The following is an 11,086-nucleotide window of genomic DNA, read 5'->3' as shown; positions in this document are numbered from 1 at the left end:
GTCTCGTTGATCGCGCCCTTCAGATCGGCGAAGCGCCCGCGATAGGCCGTCTCGACCCGGTTGGTCAGGTCGCCACCCGCGATCGCCGACAGCGTCTGCGCAAACTCCGTCGTCGCAGAATCAACCACCACGTTGATCTCGTTGATGCCGGCCACCAGCCGCTGCATCTGCTCGTCGGCGTCATCGATCTGCAACCGGGCGGAGAAATCGCCTGCCGCTGCCGCCGCGACAACCTCGCCGACATCCGACACCACCGCTTCCATCGACTGCGCCCGCGCCAGGCGGGCGGCCGCCGCGGCGCGTTCCTGCTCCTGCAGCAGCGCGACCTGCTCGGTGCTCTCGCGCAGCACCGAGACCGCGCGCGCCATGGCGCCGATCTCGTCCGGACGATCGGCATGAGGCACGTCGATGCGGGTATCGCCGGCCGTGAGCTTCTCCATCACCTCGCTGAGATCGAGGATCGGGCGCGTGATCGAACGCTGCGCGAAGACGAGGGCCACCCCAACGGACATCAGCAGGGTTGCGAGCAGGACGAGCGGCATGAGCCACTGGACCTGACGGGTAAAGGCCGTCGCCTCGTCGCCGACGAGGATGCCAGCCTTTTCGACGCGTTGGCTGAAGCCGATCAGCAGGTCGTTGAGGGCTTTCCGGTTGGCGCGATTGGCCTCGTTATTTCCCTGGACACTGGCCGCCTCCGGCGAAACCTGGCGTCCGAGCCGGGCTGTTTCAACGCGGAAGGCAATGAATTCCTCGACGGATTTGGTGATCTGCGCGATCGTCTCCCGCTCTTCGGCCGACGCGACCGTCTGCAGCTCGGCCACGAATTTGCGCAGCGTCGGAATGCGATCGTCGATCCCCTTGGCGTAAGCTTCGGCTTCCTGCGGCGTCTTGGCCATGTAGATGCCGCGCGACTCCATCACCACGGCCGTGACGACGCCGTTGATCCGCTGCGTCAGCAGCGCGACATTACCCTGGGTTTGAGAACGCGTATTCAGGTCATCCGCCTTTTGCAGACCGTAGATACTGATGATCGCGGAAATAATGGCTCCGCCCGCGACGATGGCGAGCATGGCGAGAATCTTCAGGCGGATGGATTTCATGACAACGGTCCCAAGGCGACCTCCTGAACGAGGCGGTCGTTTCCACAAGGCGACCATTCGTCGTTAACAATAAAAAACTGCTTAAAAATTGATCGATTCGATCGCCCTGATTTTGGGCTCGTTCACGCTCGAAATGTCCTCGACGTGTCGAAGAGTTTTCCTCCGGCAGCGAAGTCAACAGTCGGCATCGAAGCAGTTTACACTTGAACTATTCGATGGCTCATGCGCCGGATTCCGGTGATCTGTCACGGGTGGCGCCCGCCGTGATCCGGCGCCAAAACCCTGCTTTGCAGGGACGGCGCGCGCGTGCCCTCTTGATAGAGCGGGCTCGCCTGAACATGTTGGCGTCTTCCGCAGTCCAGTTCCGGTTCACGATTGCCATGTCCGAACACAGCAATATCCCTGTGATGCACGCCACCACCATCCTGATGGTGCGCAAGGCCGGGCGGGTCGTCATCGGCGGCGACGGGCAGGTCTCGCTCGGCCAGACGATCATGAAGGGCAATGCGAAGAAAGTTCGCCGCCTTGCCAAGGGGCAGGTGATTGCCGGCTTCGCCGGGGCGACGGCCGATGCCTTCACCCTGTTCGAGCGGCTCGAGAGCAAGCTCGAGCAATATCCCACGCAATTGCTGCGCGCCTGCGTCGAGCTCGCTAAGGACTGGCGCACGGATCGCTATCTGCGTCGGCTCGAGGCGATGCTGCTCGTCGCCGACAAGGAGGTTTCCCTGCTGATCTCCGGCACCGGTGACGTGCTGGAGCCGGAGGCGGGCGAGCACGGCGCGGTGATGGCCATCGGTTCCGGCGGCAACTATGCCCTGTCGGCAGCGCGCGCTCTGATCGATATCGAGCCCGATGCCGAGACGATCGTGCGCAAGGCGATGAAGATCGCCGGCGACATCTGCGTCTATACCAACCACAGCCTCGTCATCGAGACGCTGGAGGCGGCGTGATCGCCGTAGCCAAGGCGCTTCCCAAGGCATTTCACCCGGATATCGTACCGTAATGACCAGCTTTTCCCCCCGCGAGATCGTCTCCGAGCTCGATCGTTTCATCGTCGGCCAGAAGGACGCCAAGCGCGCCGTTGCGGTCGCGCTGCGTAACCGCTGGCGCCGGCAGCAGCTCGAAGGGCCGCTGCGCGAGGAGGTCTCGCCGAAGAACATCCTGATGATCGGGCCGACCGGCTGCGGCAAGACCGAGATCGCGCGCCGCTTGGCCAAGCTCGCCAACGCGCCCTTCATCAAGGTCGAGGCGACCAAGTTCACCGAGGTCGGCTATGTCGGCCGCGACGTTGAATCGATCGTGCGCGACCTCGTCGAGATTGCTATCGCGCTGGTGCGCGAGAGCCGCCGCAAGGACGTCCAGGCCAAGGCTCACCTCGCCGCCGAGGAACGCGTGCTCGACGCTTTGGTCGGCGCGAATTCCAGCCAGGCGACGCGTGATTCCTTCCGCCGCAAGCTGCGCGACAACGAGCTCGACGGGAAGGAGATCGAGGTCGAGGTGGCGGCGGGCGCCGGCGCGGCCACGCCGATGTTCGAGCTTCCCGGCATGCCGGGCGCTTCGATCGGCGCGATCAACCTCTCCGACATGTTCGGCAAGGCTTTCGGCCAGAAGGGCAAGCCGAAGCGCATGCTGGTCAAGGACGCCTACCAGCCGCTGCTGGCCGAGGAGAGCGACAAGCTGATCGACCAGGAGGCGATCGTGCAGGCCGCGATCCGCGAGGTCGAGGAGAACGGCATCGTCTTCCTCGACGAGATCGACAAGATCTGCGCCCGCGAGGGCAAGGGCGGCGCCGATGTTTCGCGCGAGGGCGTGCAGCGCGACCTGCTGCCGCTGATCGAGGGCACGACCGTCGCGACCAAGCACGGCGCGGTCAAGAGCGACCACATCCTCTTCATCGCCTCGGGTGCGTTCCACGTCTCCCGCCCCTCCGATCTTCTGCCGGAGCTGCAGGGCCGTCTGCCGATCCGCGTCGAGCTCAACCCGCTCGACATCGAGGATTTCAAGCGCATCCTCACCGAGACCGAGGCGAGCCTGATCAAGCAGTCGGTCGCGCTGATGGCGACCGAGGAGGTCAGCGTCGAATTCAAGCCCGACGCGATCGATGCCATCGCCCGCATCGCCGTCGACGTGAACTCCACGGTCGAGAACATCGGCGCCCGCCGGCTCCAGACCGTGATCGAGCGCATCCTCGACGACATCTCCTTCACCGCGCCGGACCGCTCTGGCGAAACCGTGATCATCGACGCGGCCTATGTCGAGGCCCGCATCGGGGATCTGGCGAAGAATGCCGATCTGAGCCGGTTCATCCTCTGATGGACGAGCCGGCCGCGTCCGCGCCGGAAGCCTCCTCCCGGCTCGCCCGCGATTCGGCCGTTGTCGGAGCCGCCACGGTCGCCTCGCGCCTGCTCGGTTTCGCGCGTGACGTGCTGATCGCGCGCCTGCTCGGCGGCGGGCCGGCCGCCGACGCCTTCCTCGCGGCGCTGCGCCTGCCCAATCTCGTGCGGCGCGTGCTCGGCGAGGGCGGGTTGAACGCGCCCTTCGTGCCGCTCTACCTGGCCGTCAAGGCGGACAGGGGTGAGAAAGCTGCGCGGCGATTCGCCGGTGAGGCGGCTGGCCAGCTCGGCCTGCTGCTGCTCGTGCTCGTCGCGTTCGGCGAGCTCTTCGCGCCCTGGCTCGTGCTCGGCCTTGCCGGCGGCTTCGCCGACGAGCCCGAAACGCTCGCAATGGCCGCCTCCTATACGCGGCTGATGCTGCCTTTCCTGCTGCTGACGACGCTTGCGGCGCTGCTTGCGGCGCTGCTCAACGCCGAGCGCCGCTTTGCGGTCGCAGCCCTCGCGCCCGCGCTGATGAATGCGATCCTGCTCGGCGTCCTGCTCGCCCTGCATGTGATGGGTGCAGGGCCGGAGGACGGGGCGCGCTGGCTCGCGCTCTGCGTCAGTCTGACCGGGCTCGCCCACCTGGCCATGATCCTTGCGAGCCTGCGCGGCTCCGGCCTGCCGCGTCCAAGCCTGCGCTGGTCGCCGGAGATGACCCGGCTGATCCGTACCGGCGGCGCGACGCTGCTGGCGGCCTCCGCGGCCCAGCTCGTTTTGCTGGTCGCGACACAGATCGCTTCGTCCGAGCCGGGCGCGGTGGCGGCGCTCTACTATGCCGACCGCGTCTTCCAGCTCCCGCTCGGCTTCGTCGGCGTGGCGATGGGCACGGTCGTGCTCTCCGACATGGCGCTGGCGGCGACCCGAGGCGGGCCGGATGCCATGCTCGGACAGTCGCTGGCGCTCGGCCTCGCGCTCGCTTTGCCCGCGGCGACCGCGCTCGTCGCGCTGGCCGAGCCGATCGTTTCGGTGCTGTTCGAGTACGGGCGCTTCGATGTCGGCGACCGCGAGCGCACAGCTGCGGCGCTCGCCGCTTTCGGCTGCGGCCTGCCCTTCGCCGTCGTGGCGAAGGTCTTCGGCCAGGTCTATTTCGCACGCAGCCGGCCGCGGCTGCCGCTGATCTCGGGCGGCCTGGCGGTACTCGTCGCGCTGCTTGCCGGGCTTCTGCTGCCGGGCGGTCGCGATGCGGCGCAGATGGCGGCCCTGGCGGCGACGCTCGCCTTTGCCGTTCAGGCGCTCATGCTTGGTATCGCCCTGCTGCGCGACGGCATCTGGCGGCCGAGCCTGGGCAATCTACGCCCCATCGCCGCAAGCCTCGCCGCCAGCGCGCTCATGCTCGCCGTGCTGGCCCTCCTGCTGGGCCTGCTGGCGGAGCCGCTGATGACGGAGCAGCCGGCATTCCGCCGCATCGGCGCGCTCGGCCTGCTCTGCCTCGCAGGCCTTGTCAGCTACGGCACGGCGGGCTGGGTGCTCGGCGCCTTCGGCGCTCTCCCCTTGCGCAAGCGGCGGGCTTGAGCCAGAAGCGCCGCTTCCCTCCTCCATCGTGACGACGGAGTGCCCCATGTCGGGTTTTCATCAGCGCGTTTTCTCAGGCATGCAGCCGACCTCGACGCTGCATCTCGGCAATTATTTGGGCGCACTGACCAATTGGGTGGCGATGCAGAAGACGCATGAATGCGTGTTTTGCGTCGTCGACATGCATGCGATCACGATGTGGCAGGATCCGGCCGACCTGAAGCGCGCCATCCGCGAGGTCACCGCCGCCTATATCGCGGCCGGCATCGATCCGCAGAAGAGCATCATCTTCAACCAGAGCCAGGTCTCGGCCCATGCCGAACTCGCCTGGATCTGCAACTGCGTCGCGCGGCTGGGCTGGATGAACCGCATGACCCAGTTCAAGGAGAAGGCCGGCAAGGATCGCGAGAATGCCTCGCTCGGCCTCTATGCCTATCCGAGCCTGATGGCGGCCGACATCCTGCTCTACAAGGCGACGCATGTGCCGGTTGGCGAAGACCAGAAGCAGCATCTGGAGCTCACCCGCGACATCGCCCAGAAGTTCAACAATGACTTCGCGCCGCAGATCGCCGAGCTGGGCCTGGGCACGGGCGAACTTGGCTTCTTCCCGCTCCCGGAGCCGATGATCCTGGGGCCGGCCCAGCGCGTCATGAGCCTGCGCGACGGCACCAAGAAGATGTCGAAATCGGATGCCTCCGACTATTCGCGCATCAACCTTACGGACGATGCCGACGCCATCGCCCAGAAGATCCGCAAGGCCAAGACCGACCCGGAGGCGCTGCCCTCCGAGGCGAAGGGGCTCGAGGGGCGGCCCGAGGCCGAGAACCTCGTCGGCATCTATGCCGGCCTCTCGGGCATGGCGAAGGGCGATGTGCTGAACGAGTTCGGCGGCGGCCAGTTCTCGCGCTTCAAGGCGGCTCTGGTCGATCTCGCGGTCGAGAAGCTCGCGCCCATCGCCGTGGAGATGCGCCGCCTGCTGGCCGAGCCGAAGCATATCGACACGATCCTCGGGGAAGGCGCGGCCCGGGCCGATGCCATCGCCGCGCCGATCATGCGCGAGGTCAAGGACATCGTCGGCTTCGTGCGCAGCTGACAAGGCACTTGGGGCGACGGGCTTGCGCCGGGGTGCCGGCGCAGGCCACCATGCTCGTCCCTCAAGCGGCGGCAGGACAGTTTCATGGTCAAGAAACGACGGTCCTACGAGACGGGCCATCGGCCGAAGTTTCTCGCGGTGGTCGACGATACCGAGGAATGCGCCAAGGCGATTCGCTTCGCCGCACGCCGCTGCGCCCGCCTCGGTGCGGCGATCGTGCTGCTCGCCGTGGCTCCGCCGCCCGAGCACGAGACCTGGCTCGGCGTCGGCGACGTGATGCGGGCGGAAGCCGAGGCCGAGGCCGAGAAGCGGCTCGACGCGGCTGCTGTCGCGGTACGGACGCTCGCCGGCCTCGAGCCGGAGCGCGTCGTGCGTATCGGCGACAAGGCCGGAGAGCTGGTCAAGCTGATCGAGGAGGACGAGGACATCTCGCTCCTGGTGCTCGCCGCTGGCACGGGGCGTGACGGCCCGGGCCCGCTGGTCAGCGCGCTCGCCGGCAAATCCTCGGCGAGCTTCCCGGTTCCCGTCGCCATCGTGCCGGGGCATCTGGAGGACGAGGAAATCGACGCGCTCGCCTGACCGTCATAGTGAGCGCAGCGAAGCAATCCAGGGGGGCTGCGTGAGACGTTCAACCCAGTCCTCCTGGATGGCGTCGTCGCTTTGCTCCTCGCAATGACGGCGCCCTTCGTGCTGGAATGATTCCAGTGACGCGCTTATATCGAGACTAGGAACGGCGACCTTGAACCGCCGGTACCGGAGGTATCAATGTTCATCCAGACCGAAGCGACGCCGAATCCGGCGACCTTGAAGTTTCTGCCCGGCCGCATCGTCATGGGCAGCGGCACGCTCGACCTGCGTGACGGCGATGACGCCGCCCGCTCGCCGCTGGCCCAGCGCCTGTTCGGTGTTTCCGGCGTTTCCGGCGTCTTCCTCGGCTCGGACTTCATCACCGTCACCAAGTCGGAAGGCGAGTGGCCGCATTTGAAGCCGGCGATCCTCGGCGCGATCATGGAGCACTTCATGTCCGGCGCTCCGGTGCTGGCCGAGAATTCCGCCGCCGATCTCGACGAGGAAGGTGAGTTCTTCGCTCCGGAAGATGCCGAGACGGTCGATACGATCAAGGATCTGCTCGAAACCCGCATCCGCCCGGCGGTGGCCGGCGACGGCGGCGACATCACCTTCCGCGGTTATCGCGACGGCACGGTCTATCTCGTCATGAAGGGTGCCTGCTCGGGCTGCCCTTCCTCCACCGCGACGCTCAAGCACGGCATTCAGAACCTGCTGCGCCATTTCCTGCCGGAAGTGCGCGAGGTCGAGGCGGTTTGAGCTGGCCAGGGGATGAGCGCGTGACCGGCCGGGCTTTCGCGGAATGAAGATCTGATGCGCATTCTCGCGATCGATACGGCGTTGGGGGCCTGCTCGGCCTGTGTCCTGGAGGCCGGTGAGACCGAGCCGCTGGCGCACGAACAGCTCGCGATGGACCGCGGCCATGCGGAGGCGCTGATGCCGCTGGTCGAGCGGGTGATGAAGGCCGTCGACGGCGGCTTTTCCTCGCTGGGCCGCGTCGCGGTCACCGTCGGTCCCGGCAGCTATACCGGGCTGCGGGTCGGGGTCAGCGCGGCCCGCGCCATCGCTTTCGCGGCCGGCATCCCGGCCGTCGGTGTCACCACAGTCGCCGCCTGCGCCGCCCCGCTGATCGGCCGCGAATCCGGCCGCGTCATCGCGGCTGCGCTCGATGCCAAGCACGGCCAGGTCTGGTTCCAGGCGCTGACCTCGGAAGGCAAGCCGCTCGTTTCGCTCCGGCAGGTCAGCTATCGCGACGCGGCACGTGCCATCGGCGCCGGCCCCGTCAGCCTCGTCGGCTCCTCGGCGCTGGCCGTCGCCAACGAGGCCTGGGCGATCGGTCTCGACGCGGTGGTCGTCGACGATACGAAGGCGCCGGACATTGCCTGGGTTGCGCGCCTCGGCCTGATCGCCGATCCGGAGACCGCGCCGCCGCGTCCCCTCTACCTGAAGGCGCCGGAGACGACGCCGCAGGACAAAGCCCGCCTGCCGCGCCGGTGAACGCCTCCTCCAAATGGTGGTTGCCGAAACATCAATCCGTGCGAACAAACGGCATGGATTGGCTGCGCAAGCTTCTGCACCCTGATTCGGCGCCTGCGCGTACGATGCGACTCGATGCCGGCTACGCCCGGCAGGTCGCGATCCTGCACCATCAGGGCGGCTTCGCGCGTGGCTGGGAGCCGGCCGAATGCGCCGCGCTGATCGCCGATGCCGGCGTCGCCGCCGATGGCGTCTTCGGCAGGAGCAGCGATCCGGCTGGCTTTGTGATGTCGCGCAAGGCGGCCGACGAGGCCGAGATTCTCAGCATCGTGGTCTCCCCCGCCAGCCGGCGCGACGGCCTCGGCCGCGCCCTGCTCTCGGCTCACCTTGCCAGGCTCGCGGAGGATGGCGTCGCGCACGTCTTCCTCGAGGTCGAGGAAGGCAATCTGGCCGCGGAGCGCCTCTATCGGCATTTCGGCTTCCGCGAGGTCGGCCGCCGCAAGGGGTATTACCCCAAGGCCGATGGCAGCCGCGCCACCGCGATCGCGATGCGCCTCGATCTCACGTGACTTTGCTGAATAATCGCGCCATTGACGCGCTCCGACCAGCGAAATGTTCTCCCTGCCGATGACCGGACCCGTCCGCGCATGAAAGACCTCCGCGTCGGTGCGCTCTTTCGCCTTGCCCTGCTCATCGGCGGCACGTTCGGGCTCGTCCTGTTCCAGCTCGTCGTGATGCGGGTCGCGCCGAAATACCGCGGCGTCCTGCCGTTGCACTTCCATCGCCTGACCTGCCGGTGCCTGGGCGTGCGCCGCCGGGTCAGGGGGCTGCCGCCGCCGGCCGGGACAGGGGCGCTGATCGTCGCCAACCATGTCTCCTGGCTCGATATCGGTGTCCTCGGCGCCGAGCGTGAGCTGGCCTTCGTGGCGAAGAGCGAGGTCGGCCAATGGCCCGTGGTCGGCTTCCTCGCCAATCTCCAGCGCACGGTCTATATCGACCGGCAACGTCGCGGTGCGACCGCAGGTGTTGCCGCCGCGATGGGCGCCCGCATCGCCGCCGGAGAGGAAGTTGTGCTCTTCGCCGAGGGCACGACCAGTGACGGCACGCGCATCCTGCCCTTCCGCTCCTCGCTGCTTGGCGCGGCGCATCAGGCCATGGGCGACATCGAGACGGATGTCACGGTCTACCCGCTGACCATCACCTATACAGGCTGGCAGGGGCTGCCGGGGGGGCGCATCGAGCGCGCTGCGCTTGCCTGGTACGGCGACACCGAGCTCTGGCCGCATCTGAAGCTGGTGCTGGAATGCGGGGCGATCGATGTCGAGCTGGTCTGGGGTGAACCGATCGTGATGGGCCGCGCGATGTCGCGCAAGGCTGCGACGCGACGGGCGGAGGATGCGGTACGCGCGGCGCGGAACGAGGCCGTCACGGGCCGGCCTGCCGTCTGAGACGGGTTGGCGCACGGCTTGCCTGTTGCGATGTCAGTGAAGCCGGGCCGTTTCCAAGGCGCCCGATCCGCAGTAAAGAAAACGTTTTGGAGACCCGATCCGCGACGATGAAGAAAGTCCATATCAAGTCCTTCGGATGCCAGATGAACGTCTATGACGGGCAGCGCATGGCCGACATCCTGAGCCACCAGGGCTATGAGGAAACGGCAACGCCGGAGGGCGCGGATCTGATCCTGCTGAACACCTGCCATATCCGTGATCGCGCGGTGCAGAAGGTCTACTCCGAGCTCGGCAAGCTGCGCGACATCAAGAACGCCCAGGCGGCCGAGGGGCAGGAGACGAAGATCGTCGTCGCCGGCTGCGTCGCCCAGGCCGAGGGCGCCGAAATCCAGCATCGCCAGCCTGCCGTCGATCTCGTGGTCGGGCCGCAGGCCTATCACCGCCTGCCGGAATTGCTGGCCGAGGCAACGAGGAAGCGGGTCGTCGACACCGACCTGCCGATCGAGGACAAGTTCGGCTTCCTGCCGGCGCCGAAGCCGCAGATCATCCGCGCCCGCGGCGTTTCCGCCTTCGTCACGGTCCAGGAGGGTTGCGACAAGTTCTGCGCCTTCTGTGTCGTGCCCTATACCCGCGGCGCCGAGTTTTCGCGCCCCGTCGCCCAGGTTCTCGCCGAGGTCGAGCGTCTTGCCGAGGCCGGCGTGCGCGACGTCACGCTGATCGGCCAGAACGTCAACGCCTATCATGGCGAGGGACCGGATGGGGCGGTCTGGGGTCTGGCGCGGCTGATGCGCCGCGTTGCCGAGGTGCCGGGCATCGCCCGCATCCGCTACACGACGAGCCATCCGCGCGACATGGACGATGACCTCATCGCCGCCCATCGCGACCTGCCGCAGGCGATGCCCTTCCTGCATCTGCCGGTGCAGGCCGGATCGGACCGCATCCTCGCCGCGATGAACCGCAAGCACACCGGCGACGAGTATCGTCGCCTGATCGAACGCATCCGCCAGGCGCGTCCCGATATCGCGCTCTCGTCGGATTTCATCGTCGGTTTCCCCGGCGAGACCGACGCCGATTTCGAGGATACGATCCGTCTGGTCGACGAGATCGGCTTCGCCTCGAGCTATTCCTTCAAGTACTCGCCGCGCCCCGGCACGCCGGCGGCCGAGCTCGACGCACAGATTCCGCGCGCGGTGATGGATGAGCGCCTCTACCGGCTGCAGGAGCGCATCGAGCATCACCGCCAGGCTTTCAACGCCGCGATGGTCGGGCGAACTGTGGATGTCTTGCTGGAGCGGGCCGGCCGCCATCCCGGTCAGCTTGCCGGAAAGTCACCGTATCTGCAGGCTGTGCAGATCGAGAGCGAGACGAATCAGATCGGCGACATCGTCCAGGTGACGATCGAGCGTGCGGGTTCCAATTCGCTCTTCGGCCGGCTGGCGGAAGCAGGGCGGACGGATGGAACGGGTGGAAAGGACATGGCCGCTTGAGCGCGCTGCGGTTCGTGCCCATCTCCTG

Annotated in this window: 11 protein-coding genes; 10 read left to right on the top strand and 1 reads right to left on the bottom strand. The window is 67.1% G+C overall.

Translation table 11 applies throughout. The features are described from left to right. Window positions 1-1,100: HAMP domain-containing protein (locus tag AC1DNE_RS29560; protein WP_476841352.1), on the bottom strand; the 1,100-nt coding region annotated here is incomplete at its 3' end. Between the two features lie 380 nt (window positions 1,101-1,480). On the opposite strand from AC1DNE_RS29560, the gene hslV reads away from it, so the two are divergent. The 10 genes from hslV (at window position 1,481) to miaB (ending at window position 11,058) form a co-directional block, all read left to right on the top strand. Further along, complete coding sequence (hslV, locus tag AC1DNE_RS29555; protein WP_476767117.1) at window positions 1,481-2,050, top strand: ATP-dependent protease subunit HslV; 570 nt, start codon at window positions 1,481-1,483, stop codon at window positions 2,048-2,050. 52 nt (window positions 2,051-2,102) lie between these two features. Beyond that, a complete protein-coding gene (hslU, locus tag AC1DNE_RS29550) occupies window positions 2,103-3,413 on the top strand; it encodes an ATP-dependent protease ATPase subunit HslU (protein WP_441473732.1) in 1,311 nt (436 codons plus the stop codon). After that, complete coding sequence (murJ, locus tag AC1DNE_RS29545) at window positions 3,413-4,987, top strand: murein biosynthesis integral membrane protein MurJ (RefSeq protein WP_441473731.1); 1,575 nt, start codon at window positions 3,413-3,415, stop codon at window positions 4,985-4,987. The genes hslU and murJ overlap by 1 nt, the downstream gene beginning before the upstream one ends. A gap of 46 nt (window positions 4,988-5,033) precedes the next feature. Continuing rightward, window positions 5,034-6,080 carry a tryptophan--tRNA ligase gene (gene trpS / locus AC1DNE_RS29540; protein WP_441473730.1) on the top strand — a complete coding sequence of 349 codons (1,047 nt, stop codon included), beginning with the start codon at window positions 5,034-5,036 and terminating at the stop codon, window positions 6,078-6,080. Window positions 6,081-6,164: 84 nt separating this feature from the next. Beyond that, window positions 6,165-6,659 carry a universal stress protein gene (locus tag AC1DNE_RS29535; protein WP_441473729.1) on the top strand — a complete coding sequence of 165 codons (495 nt, stop codon included), beginning with the start codon at window positions 6,165-6,167 and terminating at the stop codon, window positions 6,657-6,659. Between the two features lie 186 nt (window positions 6,660-6,845). After that, a complete protein-coding gene (locus AC1DNE_RS29530; protein WP_441473728.1) occupies window positions 6,846-7,406 on the top strand; it encodes a NifU family protein in 561 nt (186 codons plus the stop codon). Window positions 7,407-7,460: 54 nt separating this feature from the next. Next, the gene (gene tsaB / locus AC1DNE_RS29525) at window positions 7,461-8,144 is read left to right on the top strand and encodes a tRNA (adenosine(37)-N6)-threonylcarbamoyltransferase complex dimerization subunit type 1 TsaB (RefSeq protein WP_441473727.1); all 684 of its coding nucleotides are present in this window, start codon (window positions 7,461-7,463) and stop codon (window positions 8,142-8,144) included. A gap of 104 nt (window positions 8,145-8,248) precedes the next feature. After that, on the top strand, window positions 8,249-8,692 hold the full coding sequence (locus tag AC1DNE_RS29520; RefSeq protein ID WP_441473726.1) for a GNAT family N-acetyltransferase: 444 nt from the start codon (window positions 8,249-8,251) through the stop codon (window positions 8,690-8,692). A gap of 78 nt (window positions 8,693-8,770) precedes the next feature. Then, window positions 8,771-9,571, top strand: coding sequence for a lysophospholipid acyltransferase family protein (locus AC1DNE_RS29515; RefSeq protein WP_441473725.1), 801 nt, complete (start codon window positions 8,771-8,773; stop codon window positions 9,569-9,571). Between the two features lie 107 nt (window positions 9,572-9,678). After that, window positions 9,679-11,058, top strand: coding sequence for a tRNA (N6-isopentenyl adenosine(37)-C2)-methylthiotransferase MiaB (gene miaB / locus AC1DNE_RS29510; protein ID WP_441473724.1), 1,380 nt, complete (start codon window positions 9,679-9,681; stop codon window positions 11,056-11,058). Window positions 11,059-11,086: the final 28 nt, after the last annotated feature.

Source organism: Allobosea sp. 05L423, from assembly GCF_056397745.1.
Note: the sequence above shows the minus strand (reverse complement) of the source record. Positions and strands in the feature narration are given on the sequence as shown.

Coding starts and splice junctions, on each gene's coding strand:
- hslV (WP_476767117.1), top strand. CDS start 1,481: ATGTCCGAACACAGCAATATCCCTGTGATGCACGCCACCACCATCCTG.
- hslU (WP_441473732.1), top strand. CDS start 2,103: ATGACCAGCTTTTCCCCCCGCGAGATCGTCTCCGAGCTCGATCGTTTC.
- murJ (WP_441473731.1), top strand. CDS start 3,413: ATGGACGAGCCGGCCGCGTCCGCGCCGGAAGCCTCCTCCCGGCTCGCC.
- trpS (WP_441473730.1), top strand. CDS start 5,034: ATGTCGGGTTTTCATCAGCGCGTTTTCTCAGGCATGCAGCCGACCTCG.
- AC1DNE_RS29535 (WP_441473729.1), top strand. CDS start 6,165: ATGGTCAAGAAACGACGGTCCTACGAGACGGGCCATCGGCCGAAGTTT.
- AC1DNE_RS29530 (WP_441473728.1), top strand. CDS start 6,846: ATGTTCATCCAGACCGAAGCGACGCCGAATCCGGCGACCTTGAAGTTT.
- tsaB (WP_441473727.1), top strand. CDS start 7,461: ATGCGCATTCTCGCGATCGATACGGCGTTGGGGGCCTGCTCGGCCTGT.
- AC1DNE_RS29520 (WP_441473726.1), top strand. CDS start 8,249: ATGCGACTCGATGCCGGCTACGCCCGGCAGGTCGCGATCCTGCACCAT.
- AC1DNE_RS29515 (WP_441473725.1), top strand. CDS start 8,771: ATGAAAGACCTCCGCGTCGGTGCGCTCTTTCGCCTTGCCCTGCTCATC.
- miaB (WP_441473724.1), top strand. CDS start 9,679: ATGAAGAAAGTCCATATCAAGTCCTTCGGATGCCAGATGAACGTCTAT.